At 39.4% G+C, this 26,943-nt stretch carries 6 protein-coding genes (1 of these 6 cut by a window edge); all 6 read right to left on the bottom strand.

What is annotated here, in order from left to right; translation table 11 throughout:
- On the bottom strand, nucleotides 1-23,827 hold the 5' portion of the coding sequence (locus KFE69_12210) for a DUF4347 domain-containing protein (protein UTW42236.1). 44,294 nt of this gene lie to the left of the window's left edge; 23,827 of the gene's 68,121 nt are visible here — the first part of the coding sequence; it begins with the start codon at nucleotides 23,825-23,827; the stop codon falls past the left edge of the window.
- A 549-nt stretch (nucleotides 23,828-24,376) separates the two neighbouring features.
- Nucleotides 24,377-24,676: a hypothetical protein gene (locus tag KFE69_12215; GenBank protein ID UTW42237.1), complete on the bottom strand. Its 300-nt coding sequence runs from the start codon at nucleotides 24,674-24,676 to the stop codon at nucleotides 24,377-24,379.
- Nucleotides 24,669-24,935: a BrnT family toxin gene (locus KFE69_12220; protein ID UTW42238.1), complete on the bottom strand. Its 267-nt coding sequence runs from the start codon at nucleotides 24,933-24,935 to the stop codon at nucleotides 24,669-24,671. Before KFE69_12220 ends, KFE69_12215 begins: the two co-directional genes overlap by 8 nt.
- Nucleotides 24,936-25,098: 163 nt before the next feature.
- On the bottom strand, nucleotides 25,099-25,515 hold the full coding sequence (locus KFE69_12225) for a type II toxin-antitoxin system VapC family toxin (protein UTW42239.1): 417 nt from the start codon (nucleotides 25,513-25,515) through the stop codon (nucleotides 25,099-25,101).
- On the bottom strand, nucleotides 25,515-25,769 hold the full coding sequence (locus tag KFE69_12230) for a type II toxin-antitoxin system Phd/YefM family antitoxin (protein UTW42240.1): 255 nt from the start codon (nucleotides 25,767-25,769) through the stop codon (nucleotides 25,515-25,517). Before KFE69_12230 ends, KFE69_12225 begins: the two co-directional genes overlap by 1 nt.
- 146 nt (nucleotides 25,770-25,915) lie before the next feature.
- On the bottom strand, nucleotides 25,916-26,851 hold the full coding sequence (locus KFE69_12235; protein UTW42241.1) for an ABC transporter substrate-binding protein: 936 nt from the start codon (nucleotides 26,849-26,851) through the stop codon (nucleotides 25,916-25,918).
- Nucleotides 26,852-26,943: the final 92 nt, after the last annotated feature.

Here is a 26,943-nt window from a genome sequence, read left to right on the forward strand (position 1 = left end):
CATCGGCTGCTTCACCGTCAATATCAACGCCGAATTGAGTCCAACTACTGCCATCCCAATCATAAATGCGCACATGACCTGAATCAGCACCATTGCCATCATTATCCTTAGCACTAATTGCAAGTCGATTACCATCTGCACTTAAATCAACTTCCCAACCAAAGCTATCACCTACAGCTTCACCAGTAATATCACTACCTGCTTGCACCCAACTAGAACCATTCCAGTCATAAATACGCACATAACCTGTACCAGCACCATTGGTAGTTGCACCAACTGCCAAACGATTCGCATCATCACTGAAAGTAATTGAAATACCAAAGTTATCAAAATCTGTTGTTCCATCAATGTCTGTGCCAGCTTGCACCCAACTAGAACCATTCCAATCATAGACTCTTACATGACCTCTATTATTACCACCTGCATCATTTGCATTAGCACCAATCGCAATTCTATTTCCATCTGAGCTAATTGTAACACTACTACCAGCACTATCTCCTATAGCCTCACCATCAATTGCTGAACCTAATTGAACCCAAGCTGTACCATTCCACTCAAAGATACTAGTCTGACCACTATTTAAACCATTAGCAGAACTTTGCCATGAACCAATAACTAAGCGATCTCCATCTGCGCTTAAGTCAACTGAGAAACCACTTTGATCACCAGCTGCTGCACCATCGATATCACTACCTAATTGATTCCAAGAAGAACCATCCCACTCATAAACACGTGTATGACCACTTTGTGCACCATTACCATCATTTAATTCAGCACCAATCGCTAAACGCGTACCATCTGAACTTAATGAAACCGAACGGCCACTATCATCTAATGCAGCTTCACCATCAATATCTGCACCTAGCTGATTCCAAGTAGAACCATCCCATTGATAAACTCGTACATGACCTGTAAAGCCATTATTACCTGTTGCACCAATGGCCATAATGCTACCATCATCACTTAAATCAACTGAGATACCACTAAAGTCTCCTATAGCCTCACCATCAATATCTAAGCCTAATTGTTGGTAATTACCCAATAATAACTCTGGTGGGTCATTCACTGGTGTTACATTAATAAACACCGTTGAAATATTTGAATTGGTATCACCATCATTAACCATATAATGCACTTCACGTGGTGTCGCATTTGGATTTTCTGATGTATTTTGATAAGTGACTGTCGCTAATAATTGCTCATATTCTACTTTAGTGACATCATTTGGCGCATCTGAAGTAAAGGTAATCACATTACCAACGACATTACCTGTCACACCAATTGAACTTGCAAATATGCTATTAAATGATAAAACATCTTCACCTGCCTGATAGGTTGCAAGTGTAATTGAAACCGTTGCTGATTCCATAAAGTCATCATCAACATCACTAATTAAATATTCTGGATAAATAATTGCTGCTGGATCGTTTTCAGTAACAGTAATGCTCTCTGAATTTGAAACTAATTCATAGACTCTAACATGACCTGTCAAGCTATTATTAATTGGTGCACCGATAGCAACTCGAGTACCATCATCATTTAATGAAACTGAGAAACCACTAAAGTCAGAAGCAGCTTCGCCATCAATATCTGAACCAAAGACAGTACTTGCACCTTGCAATTGCCAACTTGTACCATCGAATCGATAAATACGCACATGACCGCTATTAGCACCATTATCTGAATTACCAATAGCACCAATGGCAATAATTGAGCCATCCGCACTTAAAGAAACTGAAATACCACTATTATCTCCTGCAGCTTCACCATCAATATCTGCCCCTACTTGTACCCAAGCAGCACCATTATATTCATAAATACGTACATGGCCACTTAATGCGCCTGTACCATTATTTTGATGTGCGCCAATGGCGATACGAGAACCATCTGAACTTAATGAAACTGAAATACCACTTTGATCACTATCAGCTTCTCCATCGATATCTGCGCCAACTTGTACCCAGTTAGTACCATTATAATCATAAATACGTACATGACCGCGATCTGTGCCTGCACCATCATTACTGATTGCACCAATAGCAACTCTAAAGCCATCATCACTTAAATTAACTGAGTAACCACTATTATCATTGGCAGCTTCACCATCAATATCTGAGCCTAACTGCACCCAAGCCGTACCATTATATTGGTACAATCTAACATGACCACTATTAGCACCGCTATCCGCATTTAATCTTGCACCTACAGCAATAATTGAACCATCTTCATTGGTTGCAACTGACCAACCACTTTCATCAGAAGCATTCTCGCCATCGATATCACTACCTAATTGATTCCATGATGAACCATCCCACTCGTAAATACGTACATGACCTGTACCTGCAGTATTTTGAGGTGCACCAACAACTAGGCGAAGTCCATCATCACTTAAGGCAACCGAATAACCACTTTGATCACCTATAGCTTCTCCATCAATATCTAAACCTACTTGATTCCAGCTAGAGCCATCCCAATCATAAACACGAACATGCCCCCCTGCTGAATTTTGGAAAGCACCAATTGCAACTCGACTACCAGAAGCATCAAATGAAACAGAGCGACCACTTTGATCACCTGAAGCTTCACCATCGATATCAGCACCTAATTGTGCAAAGCTTATTAAATCTAAATCTGGTGCATCATTGGTTGCTGTCATATTGACATAAACCGTTGCAATATTAGAATTAACATCACCATCATTGCCAATAAACTCTATTTCTCTTTGTGTTACATCTGGATTATCTGAAGAATTTTCATAAGTCACTGTATCGAAAAATGCTTTATAGTCAGCCAACGTTGCTGACCCTGTTGCTAAAAGCGTTCCTGGTGCAACATTTGTAACTGTAATACCTACAGGTGCAGAACCAAAACTTAAAACATCTTCACCTGCTACATAATTTGTAATTGTAATCGTTGCACTTTCTAAATTAACATCATCAACATCAGTTATTGTAAAGGCATTATGCAAAATAGTTGCTGCATCATTTTCAGTATAATCAATACTTTTCTCTACCGCTTCAAGATTATAAACTTCTACATAACCTTCCGCAGTACCAATCCCTCCCGAAACGACCTGGGTACCATCTGCACTTAGGGAAACAGAACGTCCAAAAGCACCATTACTAGATCCAACAATATCTGTCGCTAGCTGTACCCAATCAGAACCATCATACTCATATAATTTTACAGTATGAACACTTGGATTTCCTACAGCAAGTCGACTGCCATCAGCACTTAATGAGACTGTATTAACAGTACTAACACCATTAATAACACTACCGACCTGTACCCAACTAGAACCATTCCATTCATAAACACTTGCTTCGCTACTAATTATTGTACCAACTGCAATACGATTGCCATCTGCACTTAAATCAACACTAAATCCACTTTGAGCATTAGCTGCACTACCTTCAATATCAATACCTAATTGAACCCAGGCAGAACCATCCCATTCAAAAATGCGTGTATGACCTGCATTTGAAGCAAATCCATCATTATACCTACTACCAACGGCTATTCGACTACCATTAGCATTGATTGTAATTGAATCATCACCTCCAAGCCGATCTTGTGCTGCCTCACCATCAATATCTAAACCCTTTTGAACCCAAGCTGAACCATTCCATTGATAAACACGCACTTGACCCGCTTGTGAAGCACTCTCACTATTTGATAGTGCACCAATAATAACATGACTGCCATCGCCACTTAATCTAACTGTAGAACCACTTGCTTCGGCCACTGTCTCACCATCAATATCTAAACCTAACTGATTCCAAGAGAAGCCATCCCACTCATAAATACGCACATGACCTGAATTACTACCATTATCATCATTCCCTCCTGCCCCAATCGCCAAACGATTACCATCATTACTTAAATCGATAGCAATACCACTTCCATCGCCTGCTGCTTCACCGATAAACGTAGCACCTAACTGCACCCAACTACCAGCAACTAACTCATAGACTTTAGTATGCCCACTATTTGCACCATTATCATCATTAGATCTTGCACCTACAGCAATTCGGCTACCATCAGCACTCGATGAAACAGAATGACCAAAATTATCACCTGATGCATCACCTACTAATTGTTGACCGATTTGCAATAAACCTAAGCTTATCTCTGGTGGGTCATTAACCCCAATCACATCAATTTGCAGCGTTGCTATATTAGAGTTGACATCGCCATCATTTACGATATAATGCAAAATGCGAGAAGTTGTGTTTGGATTTTCTGAAGAGTTAGAAAAAGTAATGGTGGCCAGTAATTGCTCATACTCTGACTTGGTGACTGTATCTGCTGTATTGGATGTAAAAGTAATCACATTACCAACCACATTACCTGTAACCCCGATTGACGTTGCTAATGCATTGTCAAATGATAGTGTATCTTCTGCTGCTTGATAAGTTGCAACGGTGATAGAGACTGTTGCTGATTCAATATAATCATCATCAACATCATTAATTGAAACATCTGGATAAACATTTACAACGCCATCACCTTCAGTATAAGTAACCGTCTCTGACGTTGAAGTTAATTGATAAACACGAACTTGGCCGCTATCATCTAAATTACCTGCAAATGTACCAATGGCTACACTTGTACCATCTGCATTTAAAGAAACTGAATAACCACTCCAGTCATCGCCATTTTCACCATCAAGATCGATATCTAATTGATCCCAGACTAAATCGACTTCATTCCAACGATAAATTCTTACTTGACCTGCGTTATTAGCACCATCATCATTTAATGGCGCACCAATCGCTAAAGTTGACCCATCAGCACTTAATGAAACAGAAAAACCACTTTCATCGCCTGCGGCCTCACCGAGTAAATCACTACCACGCTGAACCCAAGCTGCACCATTCCAGTCAAAAACTTTTGCTAAACCACTTTCAGCACCACCGGCATCATTTAAAGGCGCGCCAACAGCAATGGTATTACCATCTGAACTGATTGATACGCTCTCACCCAAACGGTCGCTATCGGCATCACCATCAATATCTAAACCTAATTGACTCCAAGAACCACCACTAAATTCATAGACTCTTGCATGACCACGATCTGTGCCACCTGCCGCATTGGCTCTTGCACCGATAATCACACGATCACCATCTGCGTTTAAATCAACAGACCAACCGCTATTATCACCTGCAGCTTCACCATCAATGTCACTACCTGCTTGCGCCCAAGCTGTACCATTCCAGAAATAAACGCGAACATGACCTGAGTCTGCACCATTAACACCATCATTTAAGTAGGCACCAATGGCAACGGCATCACCTGTATCACTTAATGATACGGCAACACCACTTCGATCTGAGGCTGTTTCACCTAAAATATCACTACCACGTTGCACCCAAGCAGTCCCACTGTAGTCAAAAATTCTAACATGACCACTATCTGCGCCACCTATATCATTATCAAGCGCACCAATCGCTAAAGTCATACCATCAGCACTTAATGCCATACCACGACCGTTTGAATCATCTGCAGCAACCCCTTCAATATCTAATCCTAACTGATTCCAACTAGAACCATCCCATTGGAAAACACGTACTAAACCACTATCAGCACCTGCAGCCCCATCATAAAATGGTGAACTTGCAGCAACAATTAACCCATCAGCACTCATTGCGACATTAAAACCAATTTGGTCATTGGCTAATAAACCATCGATATCACCACCTAACTGCTCAAAATCAACCAATGCAACTTCCGGTGCATCATTGGTTGCTGTAATATCAATAAATATGGTTGCCAGATTCGATGGGTCATCACCATCATTAACATAGAAATCAACTTGACGTTGAGTTGTATCTGGATTATCTGATAAGTTTTGATAAGTAATACTCTCTAATGCTGTCTCATAAGCAGCTTTCGTATCAGTACCTTGTAAGAGTAATCTGCCGATGTTTGGCATCCAGGTACCTGTAATATTTGCCGTATCAGTAAAGGCTAAGATATCTTCACCAATTACATAATTACCTGAAATCTCAATCGTTGCACTTTCCATATCCGTATCATCGACATCATCAATTGCCACAGTATCAGCAACAATTAATGCCCCAACACCTTCACTATAATCAATATTTTTTGTTGTTGCTTCAAAAGTATAGACCCTTGCATGCCCACTATTATTACCATTATCATCATTATTATGTGCACCAATAATCACTCGACTACCATCTGCGCTTAAGCCAATTGATCTACCACTTTGATCAGAATTCGCTTCTCCATCAATATCAATAAATAACTGATTCCAAGCTAACCCATCCCATTCATAAATTCGAACAGAGCCTCTATTTGAACTACCGACACCCTCACCATCATTATCATGGTCACCAATGGCAACTCGACTTCCATCTGCACTTAATGAAACTGAAGTACCAAAAGCACCACCGTCAGAGAGCTCTCCATCAATATCCAAACCTACTTGCACCCAATTGCTTCCATTCCAATCATAAATACTAACTTGACCTACAGCGCCTGCATTATCAGCACCAATGGCAACTCGATTTCCATCTGCACTTAATGAAGTAGACCAACCAAATCTATCACCTGCTGCACCACCATCAATATCTACCCCTAACTGCACCCAAGCTGCACCATTCCAGTCAAAGATGCGCACATGGCCACTATCAGCACCATTACCATCGTTATAAGGTGCACCAACTGCTAAACGACTACCATCGGCATTTAATGAAACACCAGCAACGTTACCACTTCGATCACCTGCAGCTTCACCATCAATATCCACACCCATTTGATTCCAGGAAAAACCATCCCATTCAAAGACTCTTACATGCCCTGCAAATAAAGCTGAATCATCATTAAAATGTGCACCAATGGCTAGTCGTAATCCATCAGCAGACAGTGATATTGCACTACCACTTTGGTCATTTGCTGCCTCACCATCGATATCTGCACCTAATTGCACCCAAGCAGCACCATTCCAGTTATAAATTCGCACATGACCACTATTAGAACCATTACCATCATTCCCAAATGCAGCGATGGCTACTGTATCTCCATCAACACTCATTGAAACCCTAGAATGATTAGAACCACTAAAATCATTTGCTGCTTCACCATCAATATCTGTGCCTAATTGTACCCAAGCTGTACCATTCCAATCAAATATTCTTACATGACCACTATTAGAGCCATTACCATCGTTATTAGGTGCACCAACTGCAATTCGAGTTCCATCACCATTAATCGCAACAGCAGAACCACTTAGATCATCAACAGCTTCCCCATCAATATCTAAACCTAACTGTTGAAGTCCTAAACTGATCTCTGGCGGGTCATTGACTGAAACCACATCAATATTAATTGTCGCAATATTTGACTCTGTATCACCATCATTAACGCTATATCTTAATACGCGCGTTGTTTCATTCGGATCTTCTGAAGTATTTTCATAAGTTACTGTGGCGAGTAAAGCCTCATACTCTGATTTAGTCACCGTATTGGCTGTATCAGAGGTAAAAGTAATCACACCACTAACAATATTACCTGTAACCCCCATTGAGGTTGCTAAGGCTGCATCATAAGATAAAACATCTTCACTAGCCTGATAAGTAGCAACCGTCATTGAAACCGTTGCTGATTCGATATGCTCATCATCGATATCTGTCACTGAGAATTCATTATTCAGCGCTAAGACACCATCATTCTCATTATAGGTATAGGTTTCAGAAAGCTTAACAATATCATAAACACGCACATGGCCTGAACCAGTGCCACCATCATCATTACCAGGCGCACCAATAATTACTCGATAACCATAGGCACTTAAAGCAATACTATGACCACTTTGATCATCAGCTGCCTCACCATCGATATCCATACCACCGATTTGTACCCAATCAAGTGTATCATTATTCCAATCAAATATTCGAACATGGCCTGCATTATTACCTGCATCATCATTATTTTCAGCTGAAACTGTAATGCGCTGACCATCACGACTGATTGAAACTGAAGTACCGAACTGATCGCCAGCATTTTCACCTAATAAATCACTACCAATTTGATTCCAATTAGCACCATCATATTCAAAAACACGAGCCTGCCCTGCAAATGCACCAGCATCACTATTGAAAACATCACCAATAATTAAACGATCTCCCTTACCATTGAACGCAATTGAAGTCCCTGAGCGAACACCGGCTGCCTGACCATCGATATCAGCTCCTATTTGTACCCAGTCTGTACCATCATATTGATAAATACGCACATGACCTCTATTATCTGTTCCAGCGCCACCAGCATCATTTAGATCACCACCGACAGCAATACGATTTCCTGCTGCATCAATTGCAACTGAACGACCAAAGGCATCACCTGCAGCCTCTCCATCTAAATCTGAACCTAGCTGAATCCAAGCCGTTCCTGTCCATTGATAAACACGTGCATGACCTGAATTTGCACCATTAACACCATCATTTTGCCAAGCACCAACAATAACACGGTCACCATTTTGAGTTAAAGCAACTGACTCACCAAAACGATCCCCTGCAGCTTCACCATCTAAGTCAAGACCTAATTGAACCCAATTAGAACCATCCCACTCAAAGATACGCACTTGTCCTGCATTAGAACCTGCGTCATCATTAAAGATTGCACCAATGGCTAAACGTTGGCCATCTGCACTTAACGTAACGCTATAACCACTTTGGTCATCATCTGCATCACCATCAATCGCACTGCCAGCTAAGTTCCAGCTTGAGCCATCCCAGTCATAGACTCTTACTTGACCACGATCACTACCACCACCATCATTTAATGGTGCACCAATGGCAACGCGTGTACCTGACTCATCGGCTGATACTGACCAACCACTTATCTCTCCTGCAACAATACCATCGATATCAGAACCCACTTGAACTAAATCAATTAAATCTAATTCAGGGGCGTTATTCACTGCAGCAACGGTAATATCAATACTTGCATTATTAGACGGATCATCACCATCATCAACAAGGAAATCAACGGTTCTTGTTGCAGTCGATGGATCTTCTGAAGTATTAAAATATTCTACTGTTGCTAGTGCAGCTTCATAATTCGCCTTAGTATCAGTACCGGTTAAAATTAAACGACCAGTAACGGTATCAAAAGTACCTGAAATATTCGCTGTATTGGTAAATAATAATAAATCTTCGTTTTGAACATAATTCGCACTAATTGTAACTGTTGCACTTTCCATATCAGTGTCATCAACATCTGTAATATTAAAATCAGAGAAGATCACTGACGCTGAATCGCCTTCAGTATAGGCTAATGGAGTAGATGAACTTGTTACTTGTATATCAAAAGCGCGCACAGAACCGTTAGGACTCTGCGGAATTGTAGCTGCTAACCTTGAACCATCCCCACTTAAAGCAACATATTCACCCATAAAACCTGAACTAATAGTTCCATCAATATCTGAACCTACTTGCACCCAATCTACACCATCCCAGCTATATAAACGAACTTGACCTGTATTGACACCACCATCATCATTATTCTGTGCACCAATCGCTAATAAATCACCTGCTGCATTTAAACTAACAGCGATACCACTTTCATCATTTGCAGCTTCACCATCAAGATCTGAACCCAATTGAACCCAGCTTGATCCATTCCATTGATATACTCTCACTTTACCTGCATTGGCTAAAGCGCCACCTAGATCATGGCCAATTGCACCAACTGCTAGAATATTACCATCATCACTTAAATCAAGCGATTCACCAAAACGATCACCAGAATTATCACCCAGTATCGTTGTTCCTGTTTGAGTCCAGTTTGCACCATCCCAGTCATAGGCATAAACAGCACCCATTGATGAAGCATTCCATGCTCCTACAGCAACTCGATCACCATCAGCACTTAACTTAAGCTCATATCCAAATGCACTAGCTGCTGGTTCAGCAATCGTAGCACCAACTTGCACCCAGTTTGCACCATCCCAGTCAAATATTTGTACATTACGTTGATTTGTCCCTGCAGCAACTCTTAAGCCATCAGCACTTAAATCAACTGCATAACCAATACGTTGACCTGATGTAGCAGTACCACTTATATCTGAACCAAGTTGCACCCAGTCACTACCATCGTATTGATATACACGTACCACACCTGCGTTAGATCCGTGTGTATCGTTATCAATTGCACCAACAGCAATAATATCACCTGCATCATTAATGGCTACGGTATTTTCCTTACCAAGCTGATCACCAGCCGCATCACCATCAATATCACTACCTAATTGCACCCAGTTACTACCATCAAACTCAAACACGCGTGCATGACCGGCAAGACTACCTGCGCCATCATTGCTCTGAGCACCAAAAATAAGACGACTACCATCAGCATTAAACTCAACACTAGAACCATCATTAGAATCCCCTACTGCCTCGCCATTAATATCCAAGAAGCTTGAAATTTCAGTTAAGGTTAATACCGGTGGATCATTGACAGGAGTAATATCAATATTCACCGTTGCAACATTTGATTGCACATCACCATCATTCACATAAAAATCAACTTGGCGTTGATTGGTATCTGGATTATCTGAAGTATTTTCATAAGTAACTGAAGCTAAAGCTGCCTCATAAGCATCTCTTGTATCAGTACCTGTTAAGGTTAAAACCCCGGTTGATGAGTTATAACTACCGGTAATATTCGCTGTATCAACAAATGCTAAACTATCTTCACTAGCAAGGAAGTTATTGGTTATTGCAATCGTTGCACTTTCCATATCGCTATCATCAGCATCAATAATTGAAAATTCAGGATAAATTGCAACCGCACCTGTATCTTCAGTATAATTAACTGTCTCTAAAACTGAAACTAATTCATAAACTCGAACATGACCAGACTCACCACCATTACCATCGTTTAATGGTGCACCAATAACAACTCGTTTCCCATCACGACTTAAAGCAACACTTGAACCACTTTGATCATCAGCAGCCTCACCATCGATATCATTACCACTGACTAATACCCAATCAGAAATTGAAATATCCCAATCATAAATACGTACATTACCACTATCTGAACCATTACCATTATTAAATGGTCCACCAATAGCCATACGATTACCATCAGCATTTAATGACATATAAAAGCCATCATCGCCATTACCACTACCAGGAATCACTGTACCGGCTTGAACCCAATTGACACCATCCCAGTCATAAACATAAGTCCAACCTCTTAAAGAACCACCAGAGAAACCATCAAAACGATCTTCACCAACAGCTATACGTGTACCATCAGCATTCATTGAAACGGTAATACCAAAACGTCCCTCAAAATTAGTACCATCAATTGTCGCACCAACTTGTGTCCAGCTGGTTCCATCCCAGTCATAAACAACTGCCTGGCCTGAGTTATTACCTCCAACGTCATTTAAGTGTCTACCTACAATCACTCGATTACCATCAGAGCTAATTGCAACTGCACCACTTCGATCGCCACCAGCACCATCAATATCTAAACCTCTTTGAATCCAGCTTGAACCATCCCAATCATAGATTCTTACATGTCCTCTTAAACCATTGTTAAAGATTGCACCAATCGCAACGGTTGAACCATCTGAACTCATTGAGATATGTGAACCAGATTCATCATTACCTGCTTCACCATCTATATCTAAACCTAATTGGTTCCAACTTGAACCATCCCATTCAAATACACGAACATGACCAGCATTTGAGGCTGTACCATCATTAAGTCTTGCACCTATTGCAATACGTAAGCCATCTTCACTCATCGCAACGGCTAAACCAGACTCATCATCTGCCGCTTCACCATCAATATCACTACCGACTTGTACCCAAGCAGAACCATTCCAATCATAAACACGCGTACTACCTGCATTAGAGGCTGAACCGTCATTTAATGTTGCACCGACAACAATACGACTCCCGTCAAGATTTGTTGCAACACTTGAACCAAAGCGATCATCAGCTGCTTCACCATCAAGATCAGTACCTAATTGTTGGAAATCAACCAAACCTAAATCTGGTGCATCGTTGGTTGCTGTAATATCAATAAGTGCAGTTGCAATATTCGATTGATCATCACCATCATTAACCGTATATTGAACGATTCTTTGTAAGATTGATGGATCTTCTGAAGTATTTTCATACGTTACTGAAGCAAGCGCCGCTTCATAAGCAGCAATTGTGTCGGTTCCTGTTAAATACAAAATACCATTTGCATAATCAAAATTGCCCGTGATATTTGCTGTATCACTAAAGGCTAAATAATCTTCACCTTGAACATAATTACCCGTAATTGCAATCGTTGCACTTTCCATATCGGTATCATCAACATCAAGAATTGAAAATTCTGGATAAATTGCCGTTGCTGGGTCATTTTCAGTATAGGCTAAAGCAACAGTTGTTAGACTTTCAGAGACTAAATCAAAGACTTTAACTTGTCCTGCATTATTACCATTGGCATCATTTTCATATGCACCAATAATCACTCGATCACCATTACCGCTTAATCTTGTAGACCAACCAAACTCATCATTAGCTGCATCTCCATCAATATCTGAGCCAACCGCTGTGCTACCACCAACTAAGACCCAATCCGAAGCTGTACCATCCCAGTCATAGATACGCACACTACCTGCATTAAGTCCACCTCCACTATTAGTTCGATCACTAATCGATAAACGTAAACCATCTGAACTTAATGATATACGGTGACCACTTAAATTACCTTCAATAGGCTCTCCTGCAATCGTAGAACCAACCTGATTCCAGCTTGCACCATCCCAATCATAAATATAGGTTGCACCTGTTACACCTACACCGACAGCACCGACAGCAATACGATTACCATCTGCTGTTATTGAAACATCAATTCCAAAAAAACTATTAGCAGCTGCACCATCAAGGTCAGCACCTACTTGAACCCAGCTTGTACCATCAAAATCAAATACACGAACATGACCTGCATTTGATCCACCATCGTCATTTTCACGTCCACCAACAACAATGCGATAACCACTATCACTAATCGCTAAAGCATGACCAAATTCATCACCACTAGCTTCGCCAACAATATCTGCACCCAATTGATTCCAGCTTGAGCCATCAAAGCTATAATTTCTAACCGTATCTGAACCTGCTGCACCAGCTGATAAAATACTACCATCTTTATTTAAAGCAACTCGCGTACCAAGAACTTCATTCACAGCTACGCCATCAATATCAGTTCCTAGTTGATTCCAACTAGAACCATCCCACTCAAAGATTCTGACATGACCTGCATTTGATCCACCTGCATCATTTTCCAAACCACCAATAGCTAAGCGATTACCATCAGCACTGATTGAAACCCAATTACCAAATTCATCACCTACAGCTTCCGCTAAAAAATCTGCACCCATTTGACTCCAGCTTGAGCCATCCCATTCAAAAGCACGAACATAGCCATCACCACCAAGTAGACTCGTATAACCAATCGCAATTCGGTTACCATCTTCACTGACCGTAACAGACTGACCTGCTTGATCATTAGCTGCATCACCTAAAATATCTGCACCCATTTGGGCAAAGTTAACTAAATCCAATTGCGGTGCATCATTAACTGGTGTTACATCAATTTGCAATGTGACTAAATTTGAAGGCACATCACCATCATCGACTAACATATCGATTGTTTTAGTATTGGTTGCTGGCAATGGATTATCCGATAAGTTTTCATAAGTAATCGATGCTAATGCTAGTTGATAATTAGCAATCGTATCAGTTCCTGTTAAAACCAAACGACCCGTTTGTGAATCAAAGCTACCTGAAATATTCGCTGTATTAACAAAAACTAGAACATCTTCACCTTGAACATAGTTTGCAGTAAATTCAATGGTTGCACTTTCCATATCCGTATCAGTTGAATCAACAATTTTATATTCTGGATGTAATGCTACTGCACCATCATTTTCAGTATAAGCTAATGTTTTAAATGTTGAAGTCAAATCAAATACGCGTGCATAACCATCACCTGAGAGCATTGGTGCACCGACAACTAAACGTTCACCATTAGAACTGATACCGACTGATGTACCAAAGTGATCATCATCACTCGTACCATCTAAATCAATATTTAACTGTGTCCAGCTTGAGCCATCCCAATCAAAAATACGTGCATAACCTTTATCATCTGAAATAGTACCACCAACATCATTAAATGGTCCACCAGCTGCAACTCGATTACCATCACCACTTAATGAAACACTTAAGCCAAGCTGATCGGTATTTCCTTCACCAATCATATCAGTGCCTGCCTGAACCCAAGCTGAACCGTTCCAGTCATAAACTCTTATTTGACCATTATTAGCGCCATTAAATGGTGCACCAATCGCAATACGATTTCCTGCATCATTAATTGCAACTGAAGTCCCGCTTTCATCACTTGCTGCAGAGCCATCAATATCACTACCTAATTGTGTCCAAGTAACACCAATTAACTCATAAACCTGTACCTGTCCTCGATCACCATCATGATGACGCGCTCCGACAACAACAAAGCTACCATCTGAACTCAAAGCAACCGATGACCCCATATTATCACCAGCGGCTGTACCATCAATTTTATTACCTAATTGTACCCAAGCTGAGCCATTCCATTCATAAATACGCACCTGTCCTGCACCTGCACCAGCATCAGCATTATTAACAGCACCCACAGCAACACGTGCACCATCAGCACTAATTGAAACAGACCACCCACTACGATCTTGTGCCGCTTGACCTTCTATCGCACTGCCTAATTGTACCCAAGCTGTACCATTGTACTCAAAAATACGCGCATGACCACTATCAGTACCAGCTGAACCATTATGCACTGGTGCACCGATGACAACACGCATACCATCATCACTTAAGTCAACTGACCAACCTGACTGATCACCATTAGAAACACCACCAATATCATCACCTAGTTGTACCCAGCTACCTGCTTGAAGTTCAAAAATTCTAACATCTCCACGTGCCGAGCCACCTTCAGAATTTGTTCTATCAGAAATTGCAACAATACTACCATCTGAGCTTGCAGCTACTGCATAACCAAAATTATCACCAAAGACTGCTTCGGCTAAAATATCCGTTGAAACTTGCTCAAATGAAACAAAATCTAATTCTGGCGGTGTATTTGGCACAATCACATTAATATCGGCTGTGACATTATTCGATGGATCATCACCATCATCAACAAGATAAGTAACTTCCCTTATTGAAGCTGTAGGGCTTGCACCAATATTTTCATAGGTTACAGAAGCTAAAGCCTCTGCATAGGCTGCCTTGGTATCGGTTCCTGTTAAAACCAAAGTACCCGTTGCTGCTGTCCAAGAAAATGATATATTGACTGTTGGCGTAAAGGATAAAACATCCTCACCATTAACATAATTATTACTGAAATAGATAGTCGCACTTTCCATATTATCATCATCAACATCGGCAACTGCAAGCTCATCTTGCACTACAACCTGACCATCACCAATCGTATAATTTAGTGCAATCGTTGGCGTTGAAGTCGTTAATTGATAAACTCTGACATGACCTGAGTCAGCACCATTAATACCATTATTATTAATAGCACCAATCGCTACACGTGAACCATCTCGACTAATTGTTGTTTGAAACCCTGACCGATCATCGGCTGACTCACCATTAATATCATTACCAACTTGTACCCAATCTATACCGTCCCACTGATAAAGACGCACATGACCATTATTAAATAAGCCATTAAGCGTTGCACCAATAGCTAATAGACTACCATCTCCTGTAATTGATACTCTTTTTCGACCACCACTTAAGTCATTTGCTGCCTCACCAATAATATCTGAACCTGCTTGAACCCAAGCTGCTCCATTCCAATCATAGATACGCACTCGACCTGCATCTGATGCAGCTTCAGGCGAACCAATAGCAATTCGATTACCATCGTCTGTTAATGATATACCAAAGCCTGCTGTGGACGAACCATTACCAATAGCCGAACCGACAACATTCCAACTTGCACCATCCCATTCATAGATTACAACATAATTACCATTTATATCTGGTGCTGCGCCTGCTACACGATTACCATCAGCACTTATGGCAACTTCATCACCCAATTGCTGATTAATCGCAAAACCATCGATATCAGCACCTAACTGTACCCAAGCTGACCCGTTATATTCATAGACACGCATATGACCACTTGAGCCACCACCGCCATCATTATTCGCGGCACCAATCACAACTCGATTACCATTAGCACTTAACGCAACGCTGCCGCCACTATAATCAACTGCTGCTTCACCATCGATATCATTACCAACTTGAACCCAATTAGTTCCATCCCAATCATATATCTTAACTTGTCCTTCATTACTATTACCAACGCTGGCATCATAAAATATAATACCGACAGCTAAACGATTACCATCATCACTTAAGGAAACAGAAGTACCAAACGAATCATTACCATTTTCACCATCAAGATCAGAACCAACTTGCACCCAACTTGAGCCATCCCAGTCAAACACTCGAACATGACCCGCTAAAGCCGCACCATCATTATTAACTGGTGAACCAATTGCTATACGTGAACCATCACCACTTAGTGAATTTGCATGACCAAAATGATCATCTGCTGCCTCACCATCGATATCAATACCTAATTGACTAAATTCGAAAATACCTAATTCTGGTGGGTCATTAGCCGCGACAATATCAATCAGTGATGTTGCAACATTTGATTGTGCATCGCCATCATTAACATAAAAAGAAACTGTTCTTTGATTGGTATCTGGTGTATCTGAAGTATTATTATAGGTTACTGAAGCTAAGGCCTGCTCATAAGCAGCTTTTGTATCAGTTCCTGTTAAGGTTAAGATACCTGCTACTGGATTCCATGACCCTGTAATATTTGCTGTATCAGTAAACGCCAGAACATCCTCACTAGCAACAAAATTATTAGTTATTGCAATCGTTGCACTTTCCATATCCGTATCATCTGGATCGATAATAGAGAATTCTGGATAAGCTGCAATTGCACCTGCATCTTCAGTAAAGGTAACGGCTGTTGTTAGAGTCGCTGAAGTTAATTCAAAAACTCTTACATGACCACTATTAGCACCATTACCATCATTAAATGGCGCACCGATAACAATACGACTACCATCGGCTGTTAATGCTAAAGACCAGCCTAATGCATCAGGTGATGCTTCACCAAGAATATCAGCACCAAAGGCTGTACTTGCACCAACTAATTCCCAGTCATTGGTATCAGCATTCCAGTCATAAATATTTACTTTACCACTAGAAGAGCCATTTGTATCATCGCCGATAACACTCAAAGCCATACGCAGCCCATCAGAACTTAAGGAGACTTGTTGGCCTAAATTATCTTGAATTACAACACCATCTATTGTGCTTCCTGCTTGAATCCAAGCTGCACCATTCCAGTCATAGACAATTACTTGACCACTATGTAACGCACTAACATCACTTCTAAAAGCACCAACAGCTAAACGGTTTCCATCTTCACTTAATGAAACAGATTTACCAAACCAATCATCAGCTGCTAAACCATCTAAATCTGCGCCAACTTGAACCCAGTTTGCACCATCCCAATCATAAACTCTTACATGACCTGCATTACCACCAGCATCATCGTTCCTATAACCACCAATTGCAAGTCTTGTGCCTTCTGCTGCAAATGAAACGGCATTACCAAACCAGTCATCTATATTTTCACCATCAATATCGCTGCCTAACTGAACCCAACTTGTGCCATTATATTCATAAATTCGCACATGACCACTATCATTACCAGCATCATTATTACCCGTTGCGCCAATGGCAACTCGGCTACCATCAGCACTTAGTGTAATTGCATCCCCACCAGAGAAATCATTTAATCCTTCACCATCAATATCAGCACCGACTTGTACCCAAGCTGAACCATTCCAGTCAAATATTCTGACATGGCCTGCATCCGTTGCACTACCATCATTATATCTAGCGCCAACGGCAATGCGATCACCATCAGCACTAATGGATACTGTTGTACCAAATTCATCACCAGCAGCCTCTCCATCAAGATCAGCGCCTAGTTGATTCCAGGTTGTACCATCCCACTCATAGACACGTGCTTGACCACTATCAGATCCGTTACCGTCATTATCTTTTGCACCTACAACGATTCTTAAACCATCATCACTGATATCAACGGCAAAACCGGCTAAATCCCCTGCTGCCTCACCATCAAGGTCAACACCTAACTGATTAAAGTCTACTAATTCTAAATTGGGTGCATCATTGACTGGTGCGACATTAATATAAGCAATCGATGCATTTGACTGTGTATCACCATCATTGACATAAAAATCAATTTGTCGTTGTAAAACTGAAGGATCATTCGATATATTATCATAAGTCACTGAAGCTAGTGCTAACTCATAATTCGCTAATGTATCTGTGCCGGTTAAAACTAGACTACCTGTTGTCGCATCAAATGAACCAATAATTGAACCAACCGGTGTAAAGCTTAAGAAATCTTCACCTTGGACATAGTTTGCTGAAATAGCAATTGTTGCACTTTCCATATTGGTATCATCAATATCCAAAATCGTAAATGAATCATCAATGGTTAATGCACTATCATTTTCAGTAAAGGTTAATGTTTTTTCTGTTGTTTCTAATTCATAAACACGCACTCGACCTCTATCATTACCAGTATTCTCAGCATTAATTGCACCAACAACAAGTGTTGAACCATCACCACTAACCATCGCATTTGCATGATATTCTGAACTTGAGTCACCTGTAACTTTAGTGCCATTTTCTACCCAAGCTGAACCATTCCAGTCAAATACTCGAACATGACCTTCATTAGAAGCTTCCCCTAGTCTTGAACCAATAACAATTCGATCACCATCATTCGTTAATGAAACCGTCCAACCAGCTTGATCTCCTGCTGCCTCACCTACAATATCACTACCGACTTGCACCCAAGCTGAACCATTCCAGTCATATATACGTGCACGACCTTCACCCGTACCACCACCTGCATATGTGCCAACAGCCACGCGACTACCATCTGCATTAACAGATACGGAGTTCCCGCTAAAATCACTATTTGTATCGCCGTCGATATCACTACCTTGTTGCACCCAAGCTGAACCATTCCAGCTATAAACCCTAGCATGGCCGGCCTGCAAAGCAGCATCATCATTAAATGGTGCTCCAATAACTAAAGTTAACCCATCTGAACTAAGCGCTACTGAAGTACCACTTTGATCACCTGTCGCCTCACCATCAATATCTGATCCTGCCTGCACCCAAGCTGAACCATTCCAGTCATAGACTCTTACCTGACCACTATCAGGACCATTACCATCATTAAATATTGCACCGATGGCAACTCGAGTACCATCTGCGCTTAAATCAATATCATCGCCACTAAAATCGCCGCCTAATTCACCGCTAATATCTGACCCTAATTGCACCCAAGAAGCACCATTCCATTGATAAACTTGTACATAACCTTGTTGCACAGCTGGGCTGTTTGCATAAGATGCTCCAACTGCCACAATGCTACCATCGGCACTTAAAGACACTGCATGACCTAGCCTTGTAGCTGATCCACCTGTAATATCTGAACCAGTCTGAACCCAGTTTGTTCCATTCCAGTCATAGATCCTAACACTACCAACATTAAAAGGTGTTAAAGGAGCTCCAACTGCAATTCTTGTACCATCATCACTAATAGAGACATCTTCACCAAAAAGACCAAAGTCAGTCGTACCATCAATATCAGCACCTAACTGAGCATTACCATAACTAAAATATAATTCTGGCGCTTCATTGATATCTGTTACTGTAATATCTCTTTCTGCGATACTAACTGAATTACCATCACCATCATTAACATAGAATTCAACCGTTCTCGTTGAAGTATTTGGCGTTGTTGAAGTATTCTCAAAAGTTACAGCTTCTAGCGCTGCCTTATAATTTGCTAGCGTATCAGTCCCCAATAATACTAAGGTACCTGTTGCTGCAGTCCAAGAACTTGTAATACTACCTGTATCAACAAAGTTAAGTATATCCTCACCGTTTTGGTAATTAGTGGCTATAACAATCGTTGCAGTTTCAATATTGGTATCATCTGGATCTGAAATATTAAATGATGTATGAATAGCAACAGCGCCATCACCTTCGGTATAATCAAGTGCGGTTAATGCGGTTAAATCAAATATTCTTACCTGACCGTTATCACCTGAAAAATCACCAACTTCACCAATAGCTAAACTTAAACCGTCACCTGATAATGAAACACTTGCACCTGAGTGATCATCAACATTACCAGTTATAATTTCTCCATATTGCATCCAAGCTGATCCATTCCAATCATAAATCGTTACATGACCTGATTGATTACCATTTTGATCAGACTCTAATGCGCCGATGGCTAATCTTGTACCACTATCACTTAACGAAACACTGAAGCCTGCCCAGTCTCCACCATCAAGTCCATGAATATCAGATCCTTGTTGCACCCAAGCTGAACCATTCCAGTTATAAACTCGAACGGTACCTGCATCTAAATTCGTTGCACTATCACCATAGAATGAACCAATGGCCACATTATCCCCTAAAGCATCCAAAGCCACAGAATAACCACTGAATTCATCATTTTGGCTACCAACAAGATCACTACCTAATTGAACCCAAGCCGAACCATTCCATTCATAGATTTTAACTTCACCAACTTCAGCTCCAAAAACACCATCACCATGTGCAGCTGCACCAATTGAAATTCGACTACCTGTAGAGTTCATTGCAACTGAAAAACCAAACTGATCGCCAGTTGCAGCTGCTGCAAATGTAGTACCTAATTGAACCCAGGCTGAACCATTCCAATCAAAGACTCTTGCCTGACCATCATTTGATGCACCAAATCTTGACTCACCGATAATAATACGATCACCTGCATCATTAATGGCGACAGCATTACCGCTTTCATCATCAGCATTTAAACCATTAATGGCTGCACCTCTTAATACCCAAGCTGCACCATTCCACTCAAATACATTTGTTTGTCCACTATCTGAACCACTACCATCAAATTGTGAATCACCAATAACAACAACCGTACCATCAGCATTTAATGCAACAGACTCACCAAAGTTTTCAGATGATGCAATGGTAATATCACTACCTAACTGCACCCAGTTTGAGCCATCCCAATCATAAACTCTAACCACATCGCCTGAATCAGGGCCACCAATAGCAACTCGGGTCCCATCATTACTAAATGATACTGACTCACCAAACCGCTCAAATGCACCACCTGAAATGGTTGAACCTAACTGTTCAAAAGTATTGATTTTTGCTAAATCATTAATAGCAACAAGACTTGTAATTCTTGTTATTATTGATGAGGTTGCAGTACCATCATCGACTGTCCATTTAATTGTACGCTCTAAATCTGTTGGGTCATTTTTACCATTTTCATATTGAATATTTCTCAATAAATTCTGATAAACGGCGACCGTTGCTGTACCTGATATTTGATAGAGACCTGAAGGTCGATCAAATGTTGTTTGAATCCCTGCAGGCAATGGTAAAGCTGACGTTGCAATACTTAATATATCTTCAAAAGCTTGATAATTTCCTGTAATTTGAATCGTTGCGCCAACAATTGAGTCATCAGTATCGGTAATTGTTAATAACGGCTCTAAAGTTAATAATGTGTTTTCGCTATACGTCGCATGTGTTGTACCAACTCCATCTAAACTATATAATCTTACTTCACCTCTGTTACTACCTTCTGTTAATGAACCACCACCAACAACACTACCATCGCGGCTTAATGAAACTGACCAACCAAAGGCATCACCTGAAGCACCACCATCAATATCTGGACCCACTTGAATCCAATCTGATCCATCCCAATCAAAAATTCTGATATGTCCAGATCCTGAACCATTTCCATCATTATCATGTGATCCAATGGCAATTCGATTCCCATCACCACTCATAGAGACAGATCGTGAGCCATCATTTTGAAACCCACCACCTGATAAATCATTATTTGCTTCACCATAAATATCGCTGCCTAGTTGAACCCAGGCTGCACCATTCCAATCATAGACTCGCACCGTACCTGTATTTGAACCACCCGCATCATCTATTGGTGCTGATAAGATAATTCTTGTACCATCAGAATTCATTGAGACACTATGGCCAAGCATATCGCCGCCACCACCGGCAGAGCCATCAATTTGAGAACCCATTAAGTTCCAAGTTGAACCACCTGCATATTCATAAACACGAACATAACCAGCATTAGAATTTGCAGTATGTGCACCCATTACAATACGATTACCCGTTTGACTAAACTGAATATCCATACCCAATCGGTCACTACCGCCTGCGCCAACTATCGATCCTCGAGAAACCCATGCTGAACCATTCCATTCATAAAAATTAACTTGTCCAGTATTTGCCGTAGCACTAACAAATTCACCCACTGCCAACCAATCACCTGTGCCATCAAGCGTCACACTCCAACCAAATAAATCGGCTGTTGATGCACCGGTTAAATCTGTACCCTTTTGTACCCAAGCTGAACCATTCCATTCGTGAACTTCAACGGTTCCTGTAGAGTTAAGGTCTTGATCAGCCCCTGCTGCGACTGTCAGCCCATCATCACTAATTGTAACACTACGACCAAAATTAGCATTCGATGTTGGCGTAACTAATGTAATATCACCACCGACTTGAACCCAGTTGGATCCATTCCACTCATAAACTCTAACAGCACCTTTATTCGTTCCAGCTATATCTGATTGCATTGCACCAACAACAACATGTGACCCAGTTGCATTGACTGCAATATCACTACCAAACTGTTCATTGTTCAATGATGGATTAATATCAGAACCAATCTGAGTGAAACCGCCTAATTCTGGATCGGCTAAAATATGGCCAAAGTTACTAAAAGTTACAATCTCGTCCACTTCAACTTGTTCATCAATTTCTAAAATACTATCACCACCTAAATGATCGGCACCTGTAATATCTGTTGATGCTGCAATATCGGCACTGGTGTAACTTTTCAATGCATCAATAAAGAGCATTCCTTTTGAACCTTCAGCAACATTACAACCATAGAATAATAAATCACCACTGGATGAAATTGCATTACCCCATTGGCCTAGTTGCATCTGATAGGAAGATAAACTATCAAGATTTAGCACACTACTACCTAAATACAACTCACCTTGACTACCGTGTGAAATAATGTGAATTGCGTCAAGATTAGAATATTTAGATAACATTTGTGTAATTGCATCAACACCATTCTCGTCAACATCGATTACCTCAACGGAAGCTTTACGTGAAATATTTTTAATTAAGGTCTGAGGGTCTTTGACTCGAGAATCGATAATGACTACTTCCTTGTATACTGAATAATCTGTTTCTTGATTAAGGGCTTCGGTTTTGATTGCTTCTATTAAACTATCGGATGCGTCTGCTTTATCATTTGAATTAAGGGCTTTTAGGATCTCACTTTGCTCGGTTTCGGAAACACCATCTGCAATATCAACGGTCTCTACTGCTGCGCCATCGAACATAAACCTTGGTTCTAATGGTTGCATCAAAGTTGAAAGCTCTGTTGACCTATCCTTATCCTTTACAGAGAGAATGCCGAATATGATATCGACTAGCTTTTTCTTTTGTCTTTTTGCTTTCTTACTTTTATTGATAATCTGACTTTCGTTATCATCTAAATGTTTCATAGCAGACCCTTATATTTTTCCGAGGTTTTAAACTAAAAAATGCTTAGAAAATTTAGCGAATTTACCCACACATTCTTTATATTAAAAATATTTCACACCTATAATAAATATATCTAATATTAAATTTATTGCATATTTGTGATTAATTTATTTACAATATTAAATTAATTTATTTTTATTTATATTTATATTTCAATAAATTAACATTTGAAATTATTTTATTGTGCAAAGTTAAAAATTGTGATAGTAGAAAAAACATGATTTTAGCCATATTTTATACAATACGCCATAAAATATGATACGAATTTAATGTAATTTTAGAAAGATTATTAATTATAATTTGATATGATTAACAGATGAAAAAAAGACTTATTAGAAACACCCCGACTAACTCTTAAACCTATTTCAATTTGAAAGAAGAATTGTCTAATTAAAAACACCCCGTCTGCTTCGCAGCCAGCCCTCTAAAGATGGGAATAATATACAAATCGACCTTAAATTCCCCTCTAGTTTAAAGGAGTGCCCGTTAGGGCGGGGTGTGTGAAAATATTATTTTTTAGATTGCCTGATTTGAACACTAAAGTTTCCTTCGACATAGTGCTTCATTAATAAATTCAAAAGGGTTTGATAAGGAAAACCTTCAGCTTGGGCTTTTTCTTTAAAAGCTGATAAAATATCTGGATCTGGTTTAAAGGAAATTGGCTTTCTGGTTTTACTCATTGTCGCTTTGGCTTTTGATTGTAACTCTGCCTTACGCTTTTCAAGCGCAGCACCTTTAAGTGATATATACTCATCTTTTTTAAGTGACTCTTTAATTTTTTTTTCTTCTTTATCTAATAGTTTATTCATTATCATCCATCCCATATTTTTTATTTAATCTTCTATCTTTAAAAGCCGTAACCAAACGAATATTATTTCCTCTCTCTTCAATTGGCACAGCATAAATATATCCTCTAACCTTAATGCACAATATCGATTGATGTGGATATTTTTTGCTAACTTCAATACCAACAATTTGGTCATTTTCTATTGCTTCTATAATTTCCTCAAATGTTATATTCCTTGTTTTTTTCAAGATGTGATTTTTCTTTTTATCCCATTCAAACATACAAATCCATTTTCAATTTGAGTATGTACTAAGTATATCTTCAAAAATTGTAAACTTCAAATGGCGTGTACTCTACTTCAAAGCAAAAAAATAAACATGAATAATTAATTATTTATCACCAAGGCGCGATACATCGCATCTCTACAAACTAAGATTACACAACCTATTTCCAAGGATTTAATAATCTAACATCCGTTTTAGCAAAGTCCTTTGTATTTCGAGTCACAATAGTCATATTATGCACTAATGCCGTAGCAGCAATAATTGCATCTCGTTCAGACTTAGGGTTAGGAATATGTAATTTTGCACAGACTTGTGCCACATCAACATCTAAAGATAAGATTCTTTCATTGAACGTAGGTAGAACAGAATCATTTAACCATTTTCTTAAAATTTGACCTTGTTTTTTATCTTTCCTTTCTCTTTGCAATATTCCTATTTCAAGCTCTAAAATCGTAATGACTGAAACAAAAAAATTTGTTAACGAAATACTTTGTGCCCATTCAATAACATTTGAATTTGCCTTGCCTGATTTCGCTTTTCTTAATTCTGAGATAACATTTGTATCTAATAAATACATTACTCAAAATCCTCTGGCTTATATAAGCGTTTAGTTAATTTTGGCGCATCAAAATCAATATCACAAGCTTCAGGCATTGAGAGTAAATTAACGATATTGTCTTTTTTCAAAAGCTTTTGATAGGCTTCAGCAGTTAGTAAAACATGTGCTAACTTACCACGATCAGTAATAAATACAGGACCTTTAGTCGCACTTTTTTTTGCTTTGCTAACATCTTGGTTAAACTCTCTGCTGGTGATAGTCTTTACAGTCATATTGCACCTCATTGTAGTTACAAACCTACAATAAGTATACATAAAATGTAGAAACATATCTACATATATCAAATTTTATTACTTTAAACATTCTAGTTTCATAAACTAACCACGCAAAATTAAAAGAAAATAATTAAATTCAACAATCAAATCATGACAAATTTTTCTAGTGCTAAAAAGCCAGTTTTATTTGCCTGAGTTAGTGCCATTGCAATGGCTTGAAGGCCATGAATATTTAACCAAATATCCTTATCCATATAATAAACATGATGATATTTAACTGCTTTTAAATCTTTCCACTTTGGATTGTCCAATAATGGTTTTAATGAGCCAATATCAGCATCCTCAACAAGTAAAATTATCTGATCTGGATCTTTCGCTTTAATTTCAGCTAAACTAATTTTAATTAATTTCTGAGCTTCTCTGTGCTCATTTGATTCTTTAAGATCAATTACATTATCTTTGCCTAAACGTTTTAACAACTTTGAAGCAAATGTATTATTTGTCACCGCATATAATTGATTATCTTTTTCTAGCATCATAAGCGTTGTGGCTGGATAGGCTTGACCTAAATTTTCAGAACGTTTTAGTAGTGCTTTAAAATTTTCAATTGCTTCTTTTGCTTTTTGTTGTTGTTTAAAAGTAATGCCTAAGATTTTTAAATTTTCAATCTGAGCGTTAATACCACCCTGTGCATTTAACAACATTGTAGGTGCCATCTTTTGTAACTGATAAACAAACTTTTTATCATAGGATTTTTCACCAATAATTAAATCTGGACTTAAATAAAAAATATCCCAAGTAGATGGATTATCACCTGGACCAACAAAAGCAACACTTTTTAAATTCATCTTTAAATAATCTGGAATAATATCACCTGCATAACCAACAGGCTTAATGCCTAATAACATTACATCATCTAATAGGTTTGGATTTAATACTACAACACGTATTGGAGCACGATCTATTGAGCTATTTTTCTTATTCGATACTGTATCAGCGTAACTTAATATGCTGATTGAAGTTAACACCACCACCATTGTAATTTTTATAAAAACAGATGAAATCTTAAACTTTGCCATTGACTCAAAACAACCCTATCAGTTACTTATGCAATATAATAATCGAAAAGTATGGTTTACGGCAAGCATTAATGTGTGCAGATGCGTTATAA

The organism is bacterium SCSIO 12844, assembly GCA_024397935.1.
Lineage (GTDB): Bacteria > Pseudomonadota > Gammaproteobacteria > Francisellales > Francisellaceae > M0027.

Bases quoted from the DNA above. Each gene is read 5' to 3' on its own strand.
- KFE69_12220 (UTW42238.1), bottom strand. From the start codon at position 24,935: ATGTTTGAATGGGATAAAAAGAAAAATCACATCTTGAAAAAAACAAGG.
- KFE69_12225 (UTW42239.1), bottom strand. From the start codon at position 25,515: ATGTATTTATTAGATACAAATGTTATCTCAGAATTAAGAAAAGCGAAA.
- KFE69_12215 (UTW42237.1), bottom strand. From the start codon at position 24,676: ATGAATAAACTATTAGATAAAGAAGAAAAAAAAATTAAAGAGTCACTT.
- KFE69_12230 (UTW42240.1), bottom strand. From the start codon at position 25,769: ATGACTGTAAAGACTATCACCAGCAGAGAGTTTAACCAAGATGTTAGC.
- KFE69_12235 (UTW42241.1), bottom strand. From the start codon at position 26,851: ATGGCAAAGTTTAAGATTTCATCTGTTTTTATAAAAATTACAATGGTG.